21 protein-coding genes and 1 pseudogene are annotated in these 22,851 nt (G+C 62.8%); 8 read left to right on the top strand and 14 right to left on the bottom strand.

Annotation, left to right across the window (positions count from 1 at the left end; all coding sequences use genetic code 11):
- Nucleotides 1-56: 56 nt before the first annotated feature.
- Together PMI20_RS01510 and PMI20_RS01515 are read right to left on the bottom strand one after the other, a co-directional pair.
- Entirely contained in the window at nt 57-1,415 is a 1,359-nt protein-coding gene (locus tag PMI20_RS01510) for a glutamine synthetase family protein (protein WP_007928318.1), read from the bottom strand.
- A 30-nt stretch (nt 1,416-1,445) separates the two neighbouring features.
- Entirely contained in the window at nt 1,446-2,243 is a 798-nt protein-coding gene (locus PMI20_RS01515) for a gamma-glutamyl-gamma-aminobutyrate hydrolase family protein (RefSeq protein WP_007928316.1), read from the bottom strand.
- A gap of 268 nt (nt 2,244-2,511) precedes the next feature.
- On the opposite strand from PMI20_RS01515, the gene PMI20_RS01520 reads away from it, so the two are divergent.
- The gene (locus PMI20_RS01520) at nt 2,512-3,888 is read left to right on the top strand and encodes a glutamine synthetase family protein (RefSeq protein WP_007928314.1); all 1,377 of its coding nucleotides are present in this window, start codon (nt 2,512-2,514) and stop codon (nt 3,886-3,888) included.
- A 210-nt stretch (nt 3,889-4,098) separates the two neighbouring features.
- On the top strand, nt 4,099-4,734 hold the full coding sequence (locus PMI20_RS01525) for a TetR/AcrR family transcriptional regulator (protein ID WP_007928305.1): 636 nt from the start codon (nt 4,099-4,101) through the stop codon (nt 4,732-4,734).
- A gap of 65 nt (nt 4,735-4,799) precedes the next feature.
- Here the strand turns inward: PMI20_RS01525 and PMI20_RS01530 are convergent, their stop codons facing one another.
- The 10 genes from PMI20_RS01530 to argE form a co-directional block, all read right to left on the bottom strand.
- Complete coding sequence (locus PMI20_RS01530; protein WP_007928303.1) at nt 4,800-5,015, bottom strand: TOBE domain-containing protein; 216 nt, start codon at nt 5,013-5,015, stop codon at nt 4,800-4,802.
- 37 nt (nt 5,016-5,052) lie between these two features.
- A complete protein-coding gene (gene ssuB / locus PMI20_RS01535; protein WP_007928301.1) occupies nt 5,053-5,859 on the bottom strand; it encodes an aliphatic sulfonates ABC transporter ATP-binding protein in 807 nt (268 codons plus the stop codon).
- Nucleotides 5,856-6,644, bottom strand: coding sequence for an aliphatic sulfonate ABC transporter permease SsuC (gene ssuC, locus PMI20_RS01540; protein WP_007928299.1), 789 nt, complete (start codon nt 6,642-6,644; stop codon nt 5,856-5,858). The genes ssuB and ssuC overlap by 4 nt, the downstream gene beginning before the upstream one ends.
- 9 nt (nt 6,645-6,653) lie before the next feature.
- On the bottom strand, nt 6,654-7,802 hold the full coding sequence (gene ssuD / locus PMI20_RS01545; RefSeq protein ID WP_007928296.1) for an FMNH2-dependent alkanesulfonate monooxygenase: 1,149 nt from the start codon (nt 7,800-7,802) through the stop codon (nt 6,654-6,656).
- 25 nt (nt 7,803-7,827) lie between these two features.
- Nucleotides 7,828-8,796 (bottom strand): sulfonate ABC transporter substrate-binding protein, encoded by a 969-nt coding sequence (locus PMI20_RS01550; protein ID WP_007928294.1) that lies wholly within the window; start codon nt 8,794-8,796, stop codon nt 7,828-7,830.
- An 89-nt stretch (nt 8,797-8,885) separates the two neighbouring features.
- Entirely contained in the window at nt 8,886-9,479 is a 594-nt protein-coding gene (gene ssuE, locus PMI20_RS01555) for an NADPH-dependent FMN reductase (RefSeq protein WP_007928287.1), read from the bottom strand.
- Between the two features lie 312 nt (nt 9,480-9,791).
- The gene (locus PMI20_RS01560; RefSeq protein WP_007928285.1) at nt 9,792-10,430 is read right to left on the bottom strand and encodes a peroxiredoxin; all 639 of its coding nucleotides are present in this window, start codon (nt 10,428-10,430) and stop codon (nt 9,792-9,794) included.
- Nucleotides 10,431-10,702: 272 nt separating this feature from the next.
- Entirely contained in the window at nt 10,703-12,076 is a 1,374-nt protein-coding gene (locus PMI20_RS01565) for an OprD family porin (RefSeq protein ID WP_007928274.1), read from the bottom strand.
- Nucleotides 12,077-12,583: 507 nt separating this feature from the next.
- Nucleotides 12,584-13,882 carry an amino-acid N-acetyltransferase gene (gene argA / locus PMI20_RS01570; protein ID WP_007928273.1) on the bottom strand — a complete coding sequence of 433 codons (1,299 nt, stop codon included), beginning with the start codon at nt 13,880-13,882 and terminating at the stop codon, nt 12,584-12,586.
- 145 nt (nt 13,883-14,027) lie between these two features.
- Nucleotides 14,028-15,176, bottom strand: coding sequence for an acetylornithine deacetylase (gene argE / locus PMI20_RS01575; protein ID WP_037035237.1), 1,149 nt, complete (start codon nt 15,174-15,176; stop codon nt 14,028-14,030).
- Nucleotides 15,177-15,335: 159 nt separating this feature from the next.
- Here argE and PMI20_RS01580 point away from each other — a divergent pair, with 159 nt between their 5' ends.
- Nucleotides 15,336-16,703 carry a CYTH domain-containing protein gene (locus PMI20_RS01580; protein ID WP_007928271.1) on the top strand — a complete coding sequence of 456 codons (1,368 nt, stop codon included), beginning with the start codon at nt 15,336-15,338 and terminating at the stop codon, nt 16,701-16,703.
- An 85-nt stretch (nt 16,704-16,788) separates the two neighbouring features.
- Here the strand turns inward: PMI20_RS01580 and PMI20_RS01585 are convergent, their stop codons facing one another.
- Nucleotides 16,789-17,259: an Lrp/AsnC family transcriptional regulator gene (locus PMI20_RS01585; RefSeq protein ID WP_007928270.1), complete on the bottom strand. Its 471-nt coding sequence runs from the start codon at nt 17,257-17,259 to the stop codon at nt 16,789-16,791.
- Nucleotides 17,260-17,383: 124 nt separating this feature from the next.
- Here PMI20_RS01585 and PMI20_RS01590 point away from each other — a divergent pair, with 124 nt between their 5' ends.
- The 4 genes and pseudogenes from PMI20_RS01590 (at nt 17,384) to PMI20_RS30855 (ending at nt 21,289) form a co-directional block, all read left to right on the top strand.
- Nucleotides 17,384-17,704, top strand: a complete 321-nt coding sequence (locus tag PMI20_RS01590; protein WP_007928269.1) for an ACT-like domain-containing protein — start codon at nt 17,384-17,386, stop codon at nt 17,702-17,704.
- A 126-nt stretch (nt 17,705-17,830) separates the two neighbouring features.
- Entirely contained in the window at nt 17,831-19,609 is a 1,779-nt protein-coding gene (gene tfpB, locus PMI20_RS01595; protein ID WP_007928268.1) for a type IV pilus assembly ATPase TfpB, read from the top strand.
- Nucleotides 19,610-20,107: 498 nt separating this feature from the next.
- Nucleotides 20,108-20,434 (top strand): annotated as a pseudogene (locus tag PMI20_RS30850) (HAMP domain-containing protein); the annotation flags it as partial.
- A 141-nt stretch (nt 20,435-20,575) separates the two neighbouring features.
- Nucleotides 20,576-21,289 carry a methyl-accepting chemotaxis protein gene (locus PMI20_RS30855; protein WP_370686844.1) on the top strand — a complete coding sequence of 238 codons (714 nt, stop codon included), beginning with the start codon at nt 20,576-20,578 and terminating at the stop codon, nt 21,287-21,289.
- A gap of 56 nt (nt 21,290-21,345) precedes the next feature.
- Here the strand turns inward: PMI20_RS30855 and PMI20_RS01605 are convergent, their stop codons facing one another.
- Nucleotides 21,346-22,326 (bottom strand): hypothetical protein, encoded by a 981-nt coding sequence (locus PMI20_RS01605; protein WP_007928264.1) that lies wholly within the window; start codon nt 22,324-22,326, stop codon nt 21,346-21,348.
- A 187-nt stretch (nt 22,327-22,513) separates the two neighbouring features.
- Between PMI20_RS01605 and PMI20_RS01610 the strand changes: the two genes are divergently transcribed.
- Nucleotides 22,514-22,828: a DUF2388 domain-containing protein gene (locus PMI20_RS01610; protein ID WP_007928261.1), complete on the top strand. Its 315-nt coding sequence runs from the start codon at nt 22,514-22,516 to the stop codon at nt 22,826-22,828.
- Nucleotides 22,829-22,851 lie beyond the last annotated feature (23 nt).

Genomic DNA, 22,851 nt, shown 5'->3' on the forward strand with positions numbered 1-22,851 from the left:
GGAACTCTCCTGATTTTCCGGTGAGGGCGCCGCCGGTGACGACGACGCCCCGCGCATCAGACGGCGAAGAGCAGGAACTCCCGCTCCCACGAACTGATGACGCGCTTGAAGTTTTCATGCTCGGCCCGCTTGACCGCGACGTAGCCAGTGATGAATTTCTTGCCCAGGTACTTCTCGATGGTCTTGCTGTTTTCCATGCGCTCCAGGGCGTCCTCGATGGTCAACGGCAGGCGCAGGTTGCGGCGCTCGTAACCGCGGCCGACCACCGGCGCACTCGGGTTGTGGCCTTCGACCATGCCGATGAACCCGCACAGCAGGCTGGCGGCGATGGCCAGGTAAGGGTTGGCGTCGGCGCCCGGCAGGCGGTTTTCCACCCGGCGGTTCTGCGGCCCGGCATCCGGCACGCGCAGGCCCACGGTGCGGTTCTCTTCGCCCCACTCCACGTTCACCGGTGCCGAGGTGTCCGGCAGGAAGCGGCGGAACGAGTTGACGTTGGGCGCGAACAGCGGCAGCAGCTCGGGGATGAACTTCTGCAGGCCGCCGATGTGGTTGAGGAACAGCTGGCTCATGGTCCCGTCTTCATTGGAGAAGACGTTCTTGCCGGTCTCGATGTCGATGATGCTCTGGTGCAGGTGCATGGCACTGCCCGGCTCGCCGGTCATCGGCTTGGCCATGAAGGTGGCGGCCACCTCGTGCTTGAGCGCGGCTTCGCGCATGGTGCGCTTGAACACCAGGATCTGGTCGGCCAGGGACAGGGCGTCGCCGTGACGGAAGTTGATCTCCATCTGCGCCGTGCCGTCTTCGTGGATCAGCGTGTCGAGGTCCAGCTCCTGCAGTTCGCACCAGTCGTAGACGTCCTCGAACAGCGGGTCGAATTCGTTGGCCGCTTCAATGGAGAACGACTGGCGACCGGTTTCCGGGCGCCCGGAGCGGCCAACCGGTGGCTGCAACGGGTAGTCCGGGTCGTCGCTGCGCTTGGTCAGGTAGAACTCCATCTCCGGCGCCACGATCGGCTGCCAGCCGTGGTCGGCGTAGAGTTTCAGGACCTTCTTGAGCACGTTGCGCGGCGACAGCTCGATCGGGTTGCCCTGCTTGTCGTAGGTGTCGTGGATCACCTGGGCGGTCGGCTCGATGGCCCAGGGCACGAGGAATACCGCGTTCTGGTCCGGACGGCAGACCATGTCGATGTCGGCCGGGTCCAGCAGTTCGTAATAGATGTCGTCTTCGACATAGTCGCCGGTCACCGTCTGCAACAGCACGCTCTCGGGCAGGCGCATGCCTTTTTCGGCGATGAACTTGTTGGTCGGCGAGATCTTGCCCCGGGTAATCCCGGTCAGGTCGCCAATCATGCATTCGACTTCTGTGATCTTGTGGTCTTTCAACCAATCGGTGAGCTGGTCGAGGTTGTTACTCATAAATGCCTCTAGGCGTGAGTTTCCTGGCTCTTATAAGCCAGGTTTTTGTGACGCATTGGCGTCGCGTTGAATGACCCGCTTGCGACAGGCATCGCCAAATGCCTGGAAGATGGCGAGGTAGTGAGGGTTAGAGCTTACCTGCCATTCGGGGTGCCATTGCACCCCCAAAGCAAAAGCCTTGCCTCCCTCTATCGGCGCCCCCTCGACAGAGAAGGCTTCGATCAACCCATCGGGTGCCAGGGCCTCTATCTTCAGGCCCGGCGCCAGACGTTCAACGCCTTGGCCATGAATCGAATTGACTTCAATCTGCGCCGGCAGGCCGAGGCCGGCCAGCACCCCGCCCGGCTGCACATGCAGCGCATGGGCCGGAGCGTATTGCACTTCCACCGGCTGGCTATCGTCCTCACGGTGGTCCATAAACGGACCGGCTTCGTGGACCCGCTGATGCAGGCTGCCGCCGAAGGCCACGTTCATTTCCTGAAAACCGCGGCAGATCCCCAATACCGGAACCCCGGCCGCCACCGCGGCGCGGATCAGCGGCAGGGTGCTGGCATCACGGGCAGGGTCGTGCGCGGTTCCCGGCGCGCTGGCGGGACCGCTATAGTGAAAAGGTTCGATATTGGAGGGTGAACCGGTAAAGAGGAGGCCATCCAGACCGTCCAGAATATCGGACGGGCTCAGAATATCGGCCAGGGACGGGAGGATCATGGGCACGCCCTTGGCTGCTATTGCCACTGCGCGAACGTACTTGTCGCCACTGATGTGATAAGCATGCAGACCGATCTGCCTGGAGCAGGCGGTGACGCCGATTAACGGCAGGCGAGACATGAAACACCCCGGTATTATTGCTGTTATGGGTTTAAATCGAGCTTAGCCTTGTTCATTTTTTTACACAACACCCCCGTAAAAAATACAACACGGCCCGCTCAAGGCTGCGGCGGCCAAGCCCTCCGAAGCCAGAAAAGCGCCCCAAAAATGCCCTGCAGGCGCTTTTTTAGGGCAAAAAAGGCCTCGCTTGACTTCGGCATGCCGTTCGGGTTGACTGAAACCTGAAAAGATCAATGATTGATATTTTTAACAACAAAGGTGTTGCATCATGTCGGTACCCCCGCGTGCCGTTCAGCTTAACGAAGCGAACGCGTTCCTTAAGGAACATCCTGAGGTTCTGTACGTTGACCTTCTGATTGCGGATATGAATGGTGTGGTGCGCGGCAAGCGCATCGAACGCACCAGCCTCCACAAGGTTTACGAGAAAGGCATCAACCTGCCGGCCTCTTTATTTGCTCTGGATATCAATGGCTCGACGGTGGAAAGCACCGGCCTGGGCCTGGACATCGGCGACGCCGATCGAATCTGCTATCCAATCCCCGATACCCTGTGCAATGAACCCTGGCAGAAGCGCCCCACCGCGCAACTGCTGATGACCATGCACGAACTCGAAGGCGACCCTTTCTTCGCCGACCCGCGCGAAGTGCTGCGTCAAGTCGTTGCCAAGTTCGACGAGCTGGGCCTGACCATCTGCGCGGCTTTCGAGCTGGAGTTCTACCTGATCGACCAGGAGAACGTGAATGGCCGGCCACAGCCGCCACGCTCGCCAATCTCCGGCAAGCGCCCGCATTCGACCCAGGTCTACCTGATCGACGACCTCGACGAGTACGTCGACTGCCTGCAGGACATTCTCGAAGGCGCGAAAGAACAAGGCATCCCGGCCGACGCCATCGTCAAGGAAAGTGCTCCGGCGCAGTTCGAAGTGAACCTGCACCACGTCGCCGACCCGATCAAGGCTTGCGACTATGCGGTACTGCTCAAGCGTCTGATCAAGAACATCGCCTACGACCATGAGATGGACACCACCTTCATGGCCAAGCCTTACCCAGGCCAGGCGGGTAATGGTCTGCACGTCCACATTTCGGTCCTGGACAAGGACGGCAAGAATATTTTTGCCAGCGAGGATCCCGAGCAGAACGCCGCACTGCGTCACGCGATCGGCGGTGTGCTCGAGACCCTACCGGCGCAGATGGCTTTCCTCTGCCCGAACGTCAACTCCTACCGCCGTTTCGGCGCGCAGTTCTACGTGCCGAACTCGCCGAGCTGGGGCCTGGACAACCGTACCGTGGCCATCCGAGTACCGACCGGTTCTTCCGATGCCGTGCGCATCGAACACCGTGTCGCCGGTGCCGATGCCAACCCGTACCTGCTGATGGCTTCGGTGCTGGCGGGCGTGCACCACGGTCTGGTCAACAAGGTCGAACCGGGCGCGCCAACCGAAGGCAACTCCTACGAGCAGAACGAGCAGAGCCTGCCGAACAACCTGCGCGATGCATTGCGCGAGCTGGACGACAGCGAAGTCATGGCCAAGTACATCGATCCGAAATACATCGATATCTTCGTGGCCTGTAAAGAAAGCGAGCTGGAGGAGTTCGAGCACTCAATCTCCGACCTCGAGTACAACTGGTACCTGCACACCGTGTAAGCGGCTGCAGCAAAAAAACGCCACCGGCCGCAAAGGCCCGTGGCGTTTTTTATGGCCGCCTTGCGGCGGATCGCGGGCAAGCCTCGCTCCTACAGGATCGGAGCGTATGCCATTTCCACCTTGTAGGAGCGAGGCTTGCCCGCGAAGGCGTCCTGGCAGACAACACCCGACACGCCTCGTACAATGCCCGCTGCCCCGCAGGAGACTCCCATGACACGCGTAGCCACCCCCCGCAAACCCCGCGCACGCAGCCAGGCCCGGATCGACTCGATACTCGATGCCGCCCGCACCCTGCTTGCCGCCGAGGGCGTGGCCAGCCTGTCGATCTACAGCGTGGCCGAGCGCGCGGAGATTCCACCCTCCTCGGTCTACCACTTCTTCGCCAGCGTTCCCGCCCTGCTCGAAGCCCTGACCGCCGACGTCCACGCCGCGTTCCGCGCCTGCCTGCAAGAGCCCATCGACCACACCGCCCTCGGCAGCTGGCACGACCTGTCGCGCCTGGTCGAACAGCGCATGCTCGCCATCTACAGCGCCGACGCCGCGGCCCGCCAGTTGATCCTGGCCCAGCATGGCCTCACCGAGGTCACCCAGGCCGACCGCCAGCACGACATCGAACTGGGCGACCTGATGCACAAGCTGTTCGACCAGCACTTCCAGCTGCCGGTACTGCCCGCGGACGTCGATGTGTTCGCCCTGGCCATGGAGCTGGGCGACCGCGTCTACGCGCGCTCGGTCCAGCAGCATGGGCAGATCACTGAGCGCATGGCCGAGGAAGGCATGCGGGTGTTCGATGCCTACCTGGGGCTGTACCTGCCGCCTTACCTGCCAAAGCGCCCTGCCCTGTAGCCGTCAGCGCCCACAAAAAAGCCCCGAAGGGCTCACGCCATCCGGGGCCGGTTGTCGCGCACCGATCACAACTTGGCGATCGATACCTCGGTGGATTTCACGAACGCGATCACTTCGCTGCCGATCGCCAGCTCCAGCTCCCGCACCGAACGGGTGGTAATCACCGACGTGACGATGCCGGAAGCGGTCTGCACGTCGATTTCCGAGAGCACGTCGCCTTCGACGATTTCCTTGATGGTGCCTTTGAACTGGTTGCGAACGTTGATGGCCTTGATAGTCATGATGTTGATTCCTGTCGTGGTAGAAGGTGTGAGGTTGTTACTGAGCCCAACGCAATTGCGTGGGCAAGGGTGAAACGGGTTCCGGCTCGGGCGGCGACCCGGGCAGTGACAACACACGGTTGAGTACTTCGGCTTCCAGCGCCGCCAATCGATGGGAGCCGCGCACCCGTGGGCGCGGCAGCTCCACCAGCAGGTCGAGACCGACCTCGCCTTCTTCGATCAGGATCACCCGGTCGGCCACCGCCACCGCTTCGCTGACATCGTGGGTCACCAGCAGGACAGTGAAGCCATGCTGCTGCCACAGGCGCTCGATCAGTTGCTGCATCTCGATCCGGGTCAGGGCATCCAGCGCGCCCAGAGGCTCGTCCAGTAGCAACAGGCGTGGCTGGTGAATCAGCGCCCGGGCCAGGGCCACCCGCTGCTTCTGGCCACCGGACAAGGCGGCCGGCCACTCGTTGGCGCGATCGGCCAGGCCCACCGCCTCCAGGGCTTCCAGGGCCTGGGGGCGCCAATCGCCCTTGAGGCCCAGGCCGACGTTGTCAATGACCTTCTTCCAGGGCAGCAGGCGCGCCTCCTGGAACATCAGGCGGGTGTCCTCGATGGCCTGGCTCAGCGGCGCGGCACCGGCCAGCAGTTCACCGCCGGTGGGTTTGTCGAGGCCGGCCAGCAAGCGCAGCAAGGTGCTCTTGCCGCAACCGCTACGGCCGACCACCGCGACGAATTGCCCGGCCGGAATATGCAGGTCGATCTCGCGCAGCACCTGGCGCGAACCGAAGGTCTTTTGCAGCTTGCGCACCGCCAGCGGAATACCGCGCAGCAGGCGTGGAGGTTGTTGAGCCGTCATTGCGCACCTCCCCTGGCCACTTGATAGGCCGGATGCCAACGCAGCCAGGCACGCTCCAGGCCGCGCGCGGCGAGGTCCGCCAGTTTGCCGAGCACGGCATACAGGACGATGGCCAGCACCACCACGTCGGTCTGCAGGAACTCCCGGGCGTTCATCGCCAGATAACCGATGCCGGAGCTGGCGGAGATGGTTTCCGCGACGATCAGCGTCAGCCACATAAAGCCCAGGGCAAACCGCACGCCTACCAGGATCGAAGGCAAGGCGCCCGGCAGGATCACCTGACGGAACAGGGCGAAGCCGGACAGGCCATAGCTGCGCGCCATTTCCACCAGCGCCGGATCGACGTTGCGGATGCCGTGGTAGGTGTTCAGGTAGATCGGGAACAGGGTGCCCAGGGCCACCAGGAAAATCTTCGCCGACTCATCGATGCCGAACCACAGGATCACCAGGGGAATCAGCGCCAGGTGCGGCACGTTGCGGATCATCTGCACCGAGCTGTCCAGCAGGCGCTCGCCCCACTTCGACAGGCCGGTGATAAAGCCCAAGGCCAGGCCGATGCCGCCGCCGATCAGGAAACCGATCGCCGCGCGCCAGCCGCTGATAGCCAGGTGGGTCCAGATTTCGCCGCTGCGCACCAGGCCGACCCCGGCTTCGATCACCGCGCTGGGTGCCGGCAGGATTCGCGTCGACAGCCAGCCGGCCGAGACCGACAACTGCCACACCGCCAGTAACAGCAGCGGCAGGGCCCAGGGTGCCAGGCGATGGAACAAGGTTTGTCTGTTCATGGCCGCGCCTCAGCTCTGGGACGCAGCTTTGGGGATGATGTCGTTGGCGACCATTTCGCCGAACGGGCTGATGTAACCGGCGCCCTTGGGCAGCTCGGGACGTTCGATATCCAGGTGCGGGAACAGCAGCTCGGCCACCCGGTACGACTCTTCCAGGTGGGGGTAACCGGAGAAGATAAAGGTATCGATACCGAGGTCCGCGTACTCCTGCATCCGCGCCGCCACGGTCGGGCCATCGCCGACCAGCGCGGTGCCCGCGCCGCCCCGTACCAGGCCGACGCCGACCCAGAGGTTGGGGCTGACTTCCAGCTTGTCGCGACGCCCGCCGTGCAGGGCCGCCATGCGTTGCTGGCCGACCGAGTCGAAACGCGCCAGTGACGCCTGGGCGCGGGCGATGGTGTCGTCGTCCAGATGGGAGATCAGGCGCTCGGCCGCCTGCCAGGCCTCGGCGTTGGTTTCACGCACGATCACATGCAGGCGAATGCCGAAGCGCACGCTGCGCCCCTGCTTGGCGGCCTTGGCCCGGACCTGCTCGATCTTCTCGGCCACCGCGGCCGGTGGTTCGCCCCAGGTCAGGACCATGTCCACCTGCTCGGCGGCCAGGTCCTGCGCAGCTTCCGAAGAGCCGCCGAAGTACAGCGGTGGACGCGGTTGCTGGATCGGCGGATAGAGCAGCTTGGCGCCCTTCACGCTGATGTGCTGGCCGTCGTAATCGACGGTTTCGCCTTCCAGCACCCGGCGCCAGATGCGGGTGAACTCCACCGAAGCCTGGTAGCGCTCTTCATGGCTGAGGAACAGGCCGTCGCCGGCCAGTTCGTCCGGATCGCCGCCGGTCACCAGGTTGAACAGCGCCCGGCCGCCAGACAGGCGATCCAGGGTTGCCGCCTGGCGTGCCGCCACCGTCGGGGAAATGATCCCGGGACGCAGGGCGACCAGGAACTTCAGGCGCTGGGTCACCGGGATCAGCGAGGCCGCCACCAGCCAGGAGTCCTCGCAGGAACGTCCGGTGGGAATCAGCACGCCGCCGAAACCGAGGCGGTCGGCCGCCTGGGCGATCTGCTGCAGATAGCCGTGGTCGACGGCGCGAGCGCCTTCGGCGGTGCCAAGGTAATGGCCGTCGCCGTGGGTAGGCAGGAACCAGAAAATATTGAGGCTCATGGAGTTGTCTCCTAATAGGATCGAGTTACGGCGCTTTGGCAACGGCGGCTGGAGGCGTCCAGATCACGTCTTTGATGCTCAGGGGTTTGGGAATCAGCTTGAGCTGGTGGAAGCTGTCGGCGATTTTCTGCTGGGCCGCCACCACGTCCGGGGTCAGGAAGTGCGCGCCATAGCCCTGGCGTTTCACCGAGGTCAGGGTGATGTCCGCCGGCAGGCCGAGCAGTGGCGCCACCTGCTGGGTCACCTCGTCCGGGTTGGCCTTGGACCATTCGCCCACCGCGCGCACTTCTTCCACCAGGGTCTTGATCACTTCGGGGTGCTGCTGCGCGTAGGGTTTGGTCGCCAGGTAGAACTGGTGGTTGTCGACGATGCCGCTGCCGTCACGCAGGGTGCGGGCTTGCAGCTGCTGCTCGGCCGCCGCCTGATAGGGGTCCCAGATCACCCAGGCATCGACGCTGCCACGCTCGAAGGCGGCGCGGGCATCGGCGGGCGGCAGGAATACGGTCTGGATGTCGCTGTACTTGAGGCCGACGTCTTCGAGGGCGCGGACCAGCAGGTAGTGCACGTTGGAGCCCTTGTTGAGGACCACCTTCTTGCCCTTGAGCTCCGCCACCGACTTGATCGGCGAATCCTTGGGGACCAGGATCGCTTCGCTGGTTGGCGCCGGTGGCTCGTAGGCCACGTACAACAGGTCGGCACCGGCGGCCTGGGCGAATACGGGCGGGGTCTCGCCGGTGACGCCGAAGTCGATGGAGCCGACGTTCAGCCCTTCCAGCAGCTGCGGGCCACCGGGGAACTCAGTCCATTGCACCTGCACGCCCTGCTCCGCCAGGCGCTTCTCCAGCGAGCCCTTGGCCTTGAGCAGCACCAGGGTGCCGTATTTCTGATAGCCGATACGCAGGGTTTCGGCCGCTTGGGCTTGAACGATGGCGCCGAAGGACACAGCCGCAGCAAACAGAGCGACCAGACCACGACGCAAAATCACAGGGCGCATGGCGCTCTCCTTTTTGCTGTTGGGTTTTGGCTGCACCTGCTAGGCCGTTGGCGGCTAAGTAAGGCCAGTACTTCAGATTCGGGTAGGACTCAAATGCTCCAGCGAGCACTCAACAAACGGTCATTCAACAGATTCGGGTCCAGCGGCTTGGGACGCCGCGCCATGGCGCTGTGGAACTGTTCCAAGGCTTCGCGCAGACGCTGCTCCAGCGCCGGCGCCAGCTGCGCCTGGGCGCTGCCTTCGCCGTAGGCGATCTGGCTGTCTTCGGCGAAGATGCCCTGGAGCATCTCCTGGGCCTTCAGGGCCGACAGCACCGGCTTGAGTGCGTAGTCCACCGCCAGCATGTGGGCGATGCTGCCGCCCGTGGCCATCGGCAGCACCACCTTGTGGTTCAGGGCGCGCTCCGGCAGCAGGTCGAGCACGGTTTTCAGCGCACCGGAAAACGATGCCTTGTAGACCGGGGTGGCGATCAGCAGGCCGTCGGCCTGTTCGATCTGTTGCAACAGGTCGATCACCATCGGGCTGTCGAAGCGCGCATGGAGCAGGTCCTCGGCCGGGAAATCCCGCACCTGATAGTCGACCACTTCCACACCTTGTTGCTGCAACCAGCGTTTGGCGTGTTCCAGCAGCACCCCGGAGCGGGAGCGTTGGCTGGGACTGCCACCGAGTGAGACGACCAGCATGCAGAGGTTTCCTTTAGCGGTAATGGGCGATTCGCGGTTTGCGATCTCGCTGAGCTGAGCAGACCTTAACAGTCTATTTATATATCCATAAATCTTATTTTTTCATTTATTTATTCCTTAAATGAATATAAGAAAAGCCATTTTCCAGGCAAAAAAATAGGCCGTCGAAACGGCCTTAAAACCCCTGCTTTGTGAATACGGCCCCGTAGGAGCGAGGCTTGCCCGCGATAGCGTCATCCCTGACCCAGCGCGCCGAATCGCGCTTTTCGCGGGCAAGTCGGATCGCCGCCCGCTCGCTCCTACGGTCTTGGGTCAGCGATTCGGCTGTGGAGTCAGGCGCAGGTAGGGTTTGACCGCGCGATAACCTTTGGGGAAGCGTTTCTTGATTTCCTCTTCGTCCTTGAGCGACGGCACGATCACCACTTCATCACCGTCCTGCCAGTTGGCCGGGGTGGCCACCTTGTAGTTGTCGGTGAGTTGCAGCGAGTCGATCACCCGCAGGATCTCGTGGAAGTTGCGCCCGGTGCTGGCCGGATAAGTGATGGTCAGGCGCACCTTCTTGTTCGGGTCGATGACGAACAGCGAACGCACGGTCAGGGTGTCGTTGGCATTCGGGTGGATCAGGTCGTACAGGTCCGAGACCTTGCGGTCGGCGTCAGCCAGGATCGGGAAGTTGACGAGGGTGTTCTGGGTTTCGTTGATGTCCTCGATCCACTTGTGGTGCGAGTCCACCGGGTCCACCGACAGGGCAATGGCTTTCACGCCGCGCTGGGCGAACTGCTCCTTGAGCTTGGCGGTGAATCCCAGTTCGGTGGTGCACACCGGGGTGAAGTCCGCCGGATGGGAAAACAGCACACCCCAACTGTCGCCGAGCCACTCATGGAAGCGAATCTTGCCGGCACTGGAATCCTGTTCGAAGTCGGGGGCGATGTCGCCAAGTCTGAGGCTCATGTTGCTGCTCCTGTGAGTGCGTTATGAACCCTACTGTGCCTGCGCCTGGGAATATTTAAAAAGAATAAATATCGATTTATTTAGACTGTAAAGGAATATTAAAAATCTCTTCACTGGATTCGCGCACGCCCAGGGCACACCATCCTCGACAAGGTTCGAGAAGGCCTTGAGTAGCTGTAAAGAGGGGTTTCGGGGAGGACCTACGGGGGTGGGTCCGACCTGGATGACAACACCTCGCCCGGCATTGCGCCGGGCGAGGTTTTAACGTCGGATTACAACAGCGGGATCGAGTAGCTGACGATCAAGCGGTTTTCGTCCTGCGAGCGCTGGCCCGGAATGTCGTTACGCCACATGGCGTTTTTCCAGGTCAGGCCGAGGTTTTTCAGTGGACCTTCCGGAATCACGTAGGCCACGGTCAGGTCGCGTTCCCACTCGCTGGCGTTGGTCGCCGAAACAGTCCGCTGAGGGGTAACGGAACCCTCTTTGCCGGAAGTGTCGATGTTATCGCCACGCAGATAGATCACACCAGCGGTCAAGCCGGGCACGCCTACCTTGGCGAAATCGTAGGAGTAGCGAGCTTGCCAGGTACGTTCGCCAGCACGGGCGAACTTGGCGATCTGCATGTCGGTAGTCAGGTAAGCCGACGAACCGTCACCCTGGTTCAGCCAAGGGAAATCGCTGTCACCGTTACTGACCTGGTAGCCACCACCGAAGGTATGACCGGCAACCGAGTACAGGAACAGGCCGCTGATCAGGTTGTTATCAACCTTGCCCTTGGTGATGCCGGTACCGTAGTCACCGGTGGTGTAGTAGGCCGAGTCATGGCCGTTGGCACCGTCGTCGCGGCTGTTGAAGTAGCGCAGGTCAGACTTCAATACGCCCGGGCCGATAGCCCAGTTGTGCAGCAGGCCAACGAAGTGCTGCTTGTAGAAGTCTTTCAGGTTGCCGTAGTAGTACTGAGCGGTCAGATCTTTAGTGATCTTGTAGTCACCACCACCGTAGATGAACTTGTTGCTGTCGCGACCAGCAGCGGTGTGCGCGTTGGCGCCGGCAATCGACAGTTCTTCGTTGTTGCTGGAGTTACGACCCTTGGCATGCTCGATCTGACCGCCAACCAGTGTCAGGTCCTTGATGTCGTTCGAGGTGATCTGACCGCCCTGGAAGGTTTGCGGCAGCATACGGCCATCGTTGGTCACGATGACTGGCAGTTTTGGCTGCAGGGTACCGAGCTTCAGCTCAGTCTGAGAGATCTTGGCTTTGGCAGTCAGGCCCAGGCTGGAGTAGTTATCGACTGCTTTGCCGTTGGACTCGCTCGGGAAGACGGTGCCGCCGTAAGAAGTAGCAGAGGCGCCGTTGGTGCCGCCGCCCGAGTCCAGCTTGATACCCAGCAGGCCGATGGCGTCGAGACCGAAACCAACGGTGCCTTCGGTGTAACCGGAAATGAAGTTGAGCTGAAAGCCTTGGCCCCACTCTTCCTGCTTGTTCTGTGCGCCGGACGCCTTGGTATCGGCATCACGGTTATCAGTATTGATATAGAAGTTACGCAGACCCAGAGTGGCCTTGCTGTCTTCGATGAAACCGGCGGCGCCTGCCTGCTGCGCCAGAACCCCAACGGCCACAGCCAGGGCCAAGGTGGACTTGTTCATGTTTCGCTCCTCTCGTTTCTAATTCTTGTGTACTCAGGCCCAGGGTCTGATGCCCCGGGTCCATCGGTGGGCGATTAGCGCCAGACCGTGACTCATAAGTCAATCGTAACCAACTGTGTCTACGACCAAGGTCTAATCGCGATGATTTGCTCCTTGCAGGGTAATGAGTTTTCCATAATCCCAAAAAGAATTATTTCATTCTTTTTCATACCGTTCTGGAATATCAGTAGATATGCCTGCTTAAGCCGTGGCACAAGGTATCGGCGTACCGTCTGATTCCTGAATGGTATTTCCCCGCTGATCTTTAGATCGATCAGTTAAAACATAAGCCAGATACGTCAACCAGTATCAAAAAGGCGACGCAATAATGGCTTCGCGCCGATGGTCGCGTCAATTTGTTACAGTTTTTGTGTCACGCGAATTTATTTTTCTGAAACACAAATCGCTTGCAGCGAGTGCAGCAAAAACCCGCTCCTGTCAAGAGCGGGTTGCCGAAGGGAGTGATGCTCAGAGGGCTTTTTCGAAGATCTTCGAGTTGCGCTGGTAGTTGTACAGCGAGGCCCGCGCAGAAGGCAGGCGCTCGACACTGCTAGGTGCGAAACCGCGTTCGCGGAACCAGTGGGCGGTACGGGTGGTGAGGACAAACAGGGTTTTCAGGCCCTGGGCCCGGGCCCGGGTTTCGATCCTTTCCAACAGTTCGTCGCCGCGACCGCCGTGGCGGTATTCCGGGTTCACCGCCAGGCAGGCCAGCTCCCCGGCGTCGGAGTCGGCGATCTGGTAGAGCGCGGCACAGGCGATGATCATCCCCTCGCGCTCAACCACGCTGAACTGCTCGATCTCACGCTCCAGCACCTCGCGGGAACGCCGCACCAGAATCCCCTGCTCTTCCAGCGGGCTGATCAGATCCAGCAGGCCGCCGACGTCCTCGATGGCCGCCTCGCGGACCAGTTCAAACTGCTCCTGGGCCACCAGCGTACCGCCACCGTCACGGGTGAACAGCTCGGTCAGCAGCGCGCCGTCTTCGGCGTAGCTGACGATATGGCTGCGCCCTACTCCGCCCCGACAGGCTTCGGCCGCGGCATCCAGCAGTTCCGCCTGATAGTTGCCGCCCAGACGCTGCAAATGCGCCGGCACCTGCTGCGGACGCAGTTCGCGCACCAGGTTGCCGCTTTCATCCAGCAGGCCACGCTCGGCGCCGAACAGCAGCAGTTTGTCGGCAGCCAGGTCGATGGCCGCGCGGGTGGCGACGTCTTCGCAGGCGAGGTTGAAGATTTCCCCGGTCGGCGAGTAGCCCAAGGGCGACAGCAGTACGATCGAGCGCTCGTCCAGCAGGCGGTTGATGCCCTTGCGATCGACCCGGCGCACTTCGCCGGTGTGGTGATAGTCGACACCTTCGAGCACGCCGATCGGCCGGGCGGTCACCAGGTTGCCGCTGGCAACCCGCAGCCGCGAACCCTGCATCGGCGAGGACGCCATGTCCATGGACAGCCGCGCTTCGATGGCGATGCGCAACTGGCCGACGGCGTCGATCACGCATTCCAGGGTCGCCGCATCGGTGATGCGCATGCCGTGGTGGTAATGCGGGGTCAGGCCGCGCGCGGCCAGGCGGGTTTCGATCTGTGGACGCGAGCCATGCACCAGCACCAGGCGCACACCCATGCTGTGCAGCAGCACCAGGTCGTGGACGATGTTGCCGAAGTTCGGATGTTCTACGCCGTCGCCGGGCAGCATGACCACGAAGGTGCAGTCGCGGTGGGCATTGATATAAGGAGAAGCGTGACGAAGCCAATTGACGTAATCGGGCATAACCTGAGCCTGTAAATAAGAAGCAGCCTATAAAAGGACGAAACGGGAAAACGCACAGCGGGCTGGTGGTTATCGTCGGAACAGGCTTGGCGACACGCTCGCTCTCCTTGAGGTACGGGCTTGGCCGTCGGTGATTTAGTAGAAATCAGGCCGGCGTCAGGCAGTAATGGTTAATCAGTTCACGTAGTAGATGCACGGTAGGCTGCAAGCGTGACATTTCGAGGTATTCCCCCGGCTGGTGAGCACAGGCGATGTCGCCCGGGCCCAGCACCACTGTCTCGCAGCCAAGGCGCTGAAGATAAGGCGCTTCGGTGCCGAACGCCACTGCTTCGGCGCGATGGCCGGTCAGGCGTTCGGCCACCCGCACCAGTTCGCAGTCTTCGGCCTGCTCGAAGGCCGGCGCTTCGGGGAACAGCGGCGCATAGTCGATCTTCACCTGATGCCGCTCGGCCACGGGCACCAGCTTCTGCCGAATGGCCGCGCGCAGCGCCTGCGGGTCCATGCCCGGCAACGGCCGCAGGTCGAACTCCAGCGAGCACTGACCGCAGATCCGGTTCGGGTTGTCGCCACCGTGGATACACCCAAGGTTCAGGGTCGGCTGCGGCACGCTGAACTGCGGGTTACGAAATTCGCGCTGCCACGCCAGGCGCAGGCCGCGCAGTTCGCCGATGGCATCGTGCATGGCTTCCAGGGCGCTATGGCCCAGGCTCGGGTCGGAGGAATGGCCGCTGCGCCCGAGAATATCGATGCGCTCCATCATCACGCCTTTGTGCATGCGGATCGGCCGCAGCCCGGTCGGCTCGCCGATCACCGCGGCGCGCCCCAGTGGCCGGCCGGCTTCGGCCAGGGCCCGGGCGCCGGCCATGGAGCTTTCCTCGTCACAGGTGGCGAGGATCAGCAATGGCTGCTTGAAAGGCTGGTCCAGCAGCGGCCGGACCGCCTCGATGACCAGGGCGAAAAAGCCTTTCATGTCGCAGCTGCCGAGGCCGACCCAGCGTCCGTCGACCTCGGTGAGCTTCAGCGGGTCGGTCTGCCACAACGCGCCGTCGTAGGGCACGGTGTCGCTGTGTCCGGCCAGCACCAGGCCGCCGGGGCCGCTGCCGAAACTGGCGAGCAGATTGAACTTGCCGGGGCTGACCTGCTGGATGTCGCAGGCAAAACCCAGGTCGCCGAGCCAGCTCGCCAACAGGTCTATGACCGCACGATTGGACTGATCCAGCGCCGGCTGGGTACAGCTGACCGAAGGTGTGGCAATCAGCGCAGCGAACTGCTCTTTCATGGACGGCAATGGCATGCGCTGGCTCCCGGGCTCCAAGATGAAGTCCATCATAGAGCCATCCTGCGACAGGAATAAACCGCCACGGCACCTCGACGCGGCGAGTCCTGTACACTGCACGGCCTTGGCAGCCACACATTTCCCCCGGCTGCGCTCCCGATCCTGGATTTTCCGGCCATGCAGAAAGAAACCGAAATCAAACTCCGCGTCAGCCGCGAAACCCTCGCCGCCCTGCGTGAGCACCCGCTCCTGAAAAAACGCAACAAAAGTGGCTGGGAACACCGCGAACTGATGAACCAGTACTTCGACACGCCCGAGCGCGACCTGGCCCGCGCCAAGGTCGCCCTGCGCCTGCGCCGCGACGGCGAAGAAGTGATCCAGACCCTCAAGACCCGCGGCCAGAGCGTCGCCGGCCTGTCGGAACGCAACGAGTACGACTGGCACCTGGCCAAAGCCAAGCTCGACCTTAAGAAACTCGACGGCGAATGCTGGCCCGAGCAACTGACCGAGCTGGACAAGAAAACCCTCAAGCCGATCTTCACCACCGACTTCGTCCGCGAGCGCGCGGAAATCGCCTGGGGCCGCGGCAAGGCCAAGGTGGTGATCGAAGCCGCCCTGGACCTGGGCCACGTGATCGCCGGCAAGCAGAAAGAAGAGATCTGCGAGCTGGAACTGGAACTGCGTGAAGGCGAACCGGCCGCCCTGCTGGAACTGGCCGCCGAACTGGCCGCCACCCTGCCACTGATGCCCTGCGATATCAGCAAGGCCGAGCGCGGCTACCGCCTGTTCGACGCCAACAGCTACTCCCTGAGCCTGCCCGCTCCGGAGCTGAGCGCGCAAACGCCGCTGGACGACGCCTTCGCCGCGCTGACCTGGCACCTGCTGGGCAGCAGCCAGCGCCTGGCCGAGCAATATCGCTTCAACGGTCACTGGCGTCTGCTGCAGGACTGGGTCGAGAACCTGGCGGAACTGCGCGCTCTGGTCAGCAGCCTGGGCCAGGCCGCGCCGCGCCAGGCGACCGCCGAGTTGCGCGCGTCGCTGGACGGCCTGCTGGAAGACTGGCGTCCGCTGGTACAAGCCGGCCTGGACGACGAAGACGTGCGCAAGGCCGCGCCCGAACAGTTCATCGAAGAGCTGCAGGACGTGCGCTGGGGCCTGTTCTCGCTGAACACCTCGCGCTGGTTGCTGGCCCGCAGCTGGACCGCCGAGCGCAATACCCGTGGCAACCGTCAGGGTGCGGCGCAACTGGGCAGCTGGTTGCCGCGCCTGCTGGCCGACGAAGCCAACGCCCTGCAACTGCCACGCTACCAGCAGCAACCGGAAGACCTGGCCGAGCAACTGCCGCGTATCGAACGCATCCAGTCCTGGTTGCATCACGCGCGCAACGTGCTGGAAATCCCGGAGCTGGATCGCCTGTACGGCGAGTTGAACAAGCTGGCGCAACTGGCCAACGAGCCGATCACCGACGAAACCCTGGATGCCCGCAAGCAACAGGCGATCACGGTGTTCCAGAACCGCGCGTGGAAGACCTTGCTGCGCATGTAACGGCCTGATCGCGAGCAAGCTCGCTCCTACAGGTTGGCGGTAACCCCTTGTAGGAGCGAGCTTGCTCGCGATAGCGCCAACTGCATCAACGCAGGACGGGCAGGCTGGTCGTGGACTTGATCTCCGACAGCGCCACGATCGAATTCACTTCCTGGATCCCCGGCACCATCGACAGTTTCTCGAAGAAGAAACGCTCATACGCCTCGATGTCCGCCGTGACGATGCGCAACAGGAAATCCACCGCCCCCATCAGCACATAACACTCCAGCACCTCCGGAAAACCGCGGATCGCCTCGGTGAATTCGGTGAAGTTGGAACGGCCGTGGGCGTTGAGTTTGACCTCGGCGAAGATCTGCGTGTTGAGGCCGATCTTCTTGCGGTCGAGCAAGGTCACCTGGCCACGGATCACCCCCTCCTCCTTGAGCCGCTGGATCCGCCGCCAGCACGGTGACTGCGACAGCCCCACCTGCTCGGCGATCTGCGCGCTGGACAGCGAAGCGTCCTCTTGCAGCAGCGCCAGAATGCGGCGGTCGTAAGCGTCCAGCTCGCTATGCATAGAAAACCCTCAATAATCTTTAAGGACGAATCATCCAATTCGATAATCCGGAAAATACGTTCATCTTAGATAAGAAATACCCGCAACCGAATGTAAAAATTTCTCCATTGATCTGGAGAACCCCATGCCCTCTCTCGAAGCCGTCAATTCCCGCGCCGATGTGTGGAATGTCGCCAACACCCATTGCCGGGTGCATTACCAACTGGTCACCGACGCCGAAGCCGATGTGCTGTGCCGGGTGCTCAATCATTTCGCCCTGCAGTCCCTGCTGCCACAGCAGGTCCAGGTGCAACAGCAGGACGGTTCGCTGCTGATGGAAGTGCTGCTCGACGGCCTGAGCTGGCACCGCGCCCAGGTCATCGCGGAAAAACTGCGCAACCTGATCAGCGTGTGTTCGGTACAGCTGCAACTGGCCGAGCGCGAGCCGCTGCAGGCCGCCGGCTGAGGGCGCCAGGCAAAACCCTGCAACGCTTGGGCGACTGGCGGTCGCCATCCCGGGACTATTCTTGGCATTGCGTGGTCAGAGGCGCATCTAACCCGCCTGCTGCCGGATTGTTCACAAGGAGCCCGCATGTCCGTTCCTCTCGTTACCCAGGACCACTGGCTGGATCTCAACGATCTGCTGCGCGACCTGGTCGCCCAGGGTTTCATCAGCCAGGACTCGGCCGAACACGCCCTGACCACCCGTCGTAATGCCGCCAACAGCCAGCTGCATCCGCTGGAGTTTCTCGCCAGCCAGCACCTGGACGACCTCAGCCGGCCCAGCAGGCGCCTGGACCTGGAAAGCCTGACCCTGTGGCTGGCGCAACAGGCCGGCCAGCCGTACCTGCGCATCGACCCGCTGAAAATCGACGTTGCCGCCGTGACGCCGCTGATGTCCTACGCCTTCGCCCAGCGCCACAAGATCCTCGCGGTGTCGATCGACGCCGAAGCCATCACGGTGGCCAGCGCCCAGCCTTACGTCAGCGCCTGGGAAGCCGACCTGACCCACGTGTTGAAACTGCCGATCAAGCGGGTGGTGGCCAACCCGGTGGAAATCCAGCGCCTGACCGTGGAGTTCTTCCGCCTGGCCAAGTCGGTCACCGGCGCCAGCGCCGACCAGAAAAGCCACGCCCCCGGCAACTTCGAACAACTGCTCAACCTCGGCGCCAGCGATCAGGAGCCCGACGCCAACGACGCGCACATCGTCAACATCGTCGACTGGCTATTCCAGTACGCGTTCCAGCAACGGGCCAGCGATATCCACATCGAGCCGCGCCGCGAACAAGGCACCGTGCGCTTTCGCATCGACGGGGTGCTGCACAACGTCTATCAGTTCCCGCCCCAGGTCACCATGGCCGTGGTCAGCCGCCTGAAAAGCCTGGGCCGGATGAACGTCGCGGAAAAACGCAAACCCCAGGACGGCCGGGTCAAGACCAAGACCCCGGAAGGCGGCGAAGTGGAATTGCGCCTGTCGACCCTGCCCACCGCCTTCGGCGAAAAGATGGTCATGCGCATCTTCGACCCCGAGGTGCTGCTCAAGGACTTCGACCAGTTGGGGTTCTCCAGCGACGACCTGCGGCGCTGGCAGGAAATGACCCGCCAGCCCAACGGCATCATCCTGGTCACCGGCCCCACCGGTTCGGGCAAGACCACCACCCTGTACACCACCCTGAAGAAACTGGCGACGCCGGAGGTCAACCTCTGCACCATCGAGGACCCGATCGAGATGGTCGAGCCGGCGTTCAACCAGATGCAGGTCCAGCACAACATCGAGCTGACCTTCGCCAGCGGCGTGCGCGCGCTGATGCGCCAGGACCCGGACATCATCATGATCGGCGAGATCCGCGACCTGGAAACCGCGGAGATGGCGATCCAGGCCGCGCTCACCGGCCACCTGGTGCTGTCGACCCTGCACACCAACGACGCGCCCGGCGCCATCAGCCGCCTGCTGGAACTGGGCGTCGCGCCTTACCTGATCAAGGCCACGCTGCTGGGAGTCATGGCCCAGCGCCTGGTGCGAACCCTGTGCCCGCACTGCAAGACCCCGCTGACCCTGGACGAAGGCGACTGGCAAAGCCTGACCCGGCCCTGGCAGGCACCGCTGCCCAGCCATGCCCACGGCGCCACCGGCTGCCTGGAATGCCGCGATACCGGCTACCGAGGCCGCGCCGGGGTATATGAAATCATGCAGTTGAGCGACAGCCTCAAAGCCCTGATCAGTGCCGACGCCGACCTGCTCGCCATACGCCGCCAGGCCTTCTTGGAAGGCATGCGCAGCCTGCGCCTGTCCGGGGCGCAGAAAGTCGCGGCCGGGCTGACCACCCTCGAGGAAATATTGCGGGTCACCCCACAAAGCGAACAGCGATAAGGCCCCTCGCCAGCGATTTCCCGTGCCTCTGGACTACGCTTAGCCACAAGTCCAAGCGAGCAGGGAACGGGCATGAACATCCGTCAGAAAATGATCGTCTCCGGAGCGGTCAGTGTGCTGGCCATCGCACTCGTCTCCAGCATCGGCTGGTGGGGCCAGGTGCGACTGGCGCAAGCGCTGGCGGACAGCCAGCTCAATGCCAGCGCGCTGCGCAATCACCTGGAAGCCGACATGATGCACGACGCGCTGCGGGCCGATGTGCTGGCCGCCTTCGCCAGCCCGCCCGGCGCGGCCAGCGAGGGCGAGCAGATCAGAAGCGACCTGCGCGAACATGGCGAATGGTTCCGCAAGGCCCTCGCGGAAAATGCCGGGCTGCCCCTGGCGCCGGACATTCGCCAGGCCATCGGCGAGCTGCAGCCGGTGCTGGAAAACTACATTGGCGCCGCGCAACAGATTGCCGAACAGGCGCTGCGCGACCCTGTCGCCGCCCGCGCGGCAATGCCGGCGTTCGCCAAGAGCTTCAGCGAGGTGGAAAGCCGCAACGAGGCCCTGAGCAGCAAGATCGAAACCAGTACCGCGCAGGCTCGCGAAGCCAGCGAAAAAGCCGTGCGCCATGCCGGCTGGTGGCTGGTTGGCGGCAGCCTGCTGGCCGTATTGGCGCTCTGCCTGCTGACTCGCCGGTTATTGCACTCGGTACTGCGTCCCCTGGAAAAATCGGTCGCCACGGCCCGGGCCATCGCCCAGGGCAACCTCAGCCTGCCGATCAGCGTCGACAGCGACGACGAGGCCGGGCAGTTGCAAAAAGCCCTGGGCGAGATGCAGAACAACCTGCGGGACATGATCACCACCATTCGCCGCGAAAGCGAAGGCCTGCAAGGCACCTCCCACACCCTGAGCCAGACCTCCCAGGGCATTGCCAGCGGGGCCAGCGAGCAAGCCCAGGGCGCGAACAGCATGGCCGCGGCCATGGAGCAGATGATCAGCAATATCGCCCAGGTAGCCGAGCATGCGCGTAACGCTCAGGACATCTCGGCACAGTCGGAATCCCTCGCCGGCAGCGGCGGCCAGGTCATCCTTGGGGTGGTCGATGGCATGGCCCACATTGCCGAGGCGGTCAATCAGTCGTCGCAAAGCATCACCGCCCTTGGCCAATCCTCGGAGGAAATCCACTCGATCATCCAGGTGATCAACAGCATCGCCGAGCAGACCAACCTGCTGGCCCTGAACGCCGCGATCGAGGCAGCCCGCGCCGGCGAGGCCGGGCGCGGGTTCGCCGTGGTCGCCGACGAAGTGCGCAGCCTGGCCGGGCGCACGGCGCAATCGACCCGGGAAATCACCGGCATGATCGAGCGCATCCGCGAAACCACCAGCCAGGCGGTGCGCAGCATGCAAACCGGGGTCAGTCGGGTGAACGACGGGGTGAGCATGGCCCAGCAGGCCGGCACCTCGATCAACGAAATCCGCGAAGGCGCGCAACGCTCGGCGCTAATGGTCGAGGAGATTTCCCACACCATCGGCGAGCAGTCCAAGGCCAGCAGCGAAGTGGCGCAACAAGTGGAGATGATCAATCAGGTTGCGCAACGCAACAGCCAGGCCATGCATGAACTGGCGACGACGGTCGAACACATGGAGCGCTCCGTCGCCACCCTGCAGACCTCGGTGACGCGTTTTCAGTTGTAAGAAGGGCCCGGGCCACCCGTGAAAAGATACCGCCGATGACAGCCCGCAGCGGCCCGCTACCAGTCGGCGACACCCAATCCGGCATTGGGCTTGATCCACAGCACCGCTCCGTTATCACGGCGTTGCTGTATCGAACGCCCGGCGTCGAGCGTTTCCCCCGTACGCAGGTTCTGCGCGCAGTCCGACTTGCTCGGGCTGAACATCAGGGTCCCCGGTGTGTCCTGGCGAACCCTCATGCCGCGGGGGTAGTGCCAATCGCCCAGGATCAGGTCTTGCGCCAGTTGCCCACGCCAACGTCCAGGTTGCCGCTGCTCGTCGAGGTCCAGGCTCAGGTCCGACAGCGCTATCCCCTGGATAACCACCGCCGGTGAAGCCAGACCGATGGTGTCGATGCTGAACCTGCCGTCGTACTGCCTGACCTCGCTGGAGTCCGGCCACTTCACCCCGGCCACATCGGCTCCGGTCACCAGGGTGCAGTCAGAGAAGCGCCAGCGGCTGGGCTGCAAGCGGTCCGCGTCGGCAATGTCCAGCGTTACCCAGGTGCCACCGGCGCAGGGCCAGCCCGCAACGACCTGGTCACGGCTCAGCAGCATCTTTGAGAGAGGGCCGCTGCCGTACATCTGCAACTCTGTAACCTCTACGCCGTTGATCCTGTGTGGTGCAGCGAACTCGGCGTAAACAAGGCTGCGCAGTCCATAGGGTTGCGGCCGGCCTTGCGCATCCAGAGGTTCAAGCGTTCCCAGATTCAGCTTGGCACCTGCGGGCAATTGCAGGCCATCAAGCTGTACGTCCTGCTCAAGTTGCGGGTGGTGCGCCTCATTCAGTTGATTGTCCCGGTGGATTTTCCACAGTACGCAAACCACGATAATTACGCATACCCCTGCAAGCACACCGAAGTGCAGGGGCTGACGACGCATCCGGTGTCGGCAGGCCGGAATAAGCAAGGCAATCAACAGCAAGGGAAGTCCGATAAAGGACAGCAACACTAGGTTCAGCAGGGTTCCATACATCATCGCGCCAAAAATCAAGGCAAGCATCCGTGCAGTCGAGAAAGTCGCCCATGGTGACAAATGCGACTGCTGCGTTCCAGTGCGCCGACTCAACGCCGAAGTACCGCTCAGCCCCCGTCCACACAGGCGAAAGCTTGTTGGAGCAGCAGGGAACTCAATCGGGCCAACGCCTATCAAAGGGCTCAGTTTTCCCCCCTAGTTGGAGTCACCCACCATGCGTCTCAAAACAGCTGTCGCCACCCTGGCCCTGCTTTCCCTGCCTGTAGGTTCGGCAATGGCCGACAGCTTCTGGCGTAACATCCTTTCCACCGGCGCCACCACCGCGTCCACCTACCTGACTTCCAAGGATCACAAGCTGATCGGCGCCGCCCAGGACGACGCCAGCAGCTTCGTCGCCAGCGAAGGCAACATCCGCGGTCCGTACCTGGAAGCCGCGATGCAGAAAGTCCGTGCCGACAACCCGGGCCTGCAGGCCACCGACATGGAGCTGGCCAACGCGATCCTGGCGAAAAACGCCGTCGCCCAGTGACCGCCAGCCTGTAGCCAGGCTGA

The organism is Pseudomonas sp. GM17 (genome assembly GCF_000282175.2).
In the GTDB taxonomy this organism is placed as follows: domain Bacteria; phylum Pseudomonadota; class Gammaproteobacteria; order Pseudomonadales; family Pseudomonadaceae; genus Aquipseudomonas; species Aquipseudomonas chlororaphis.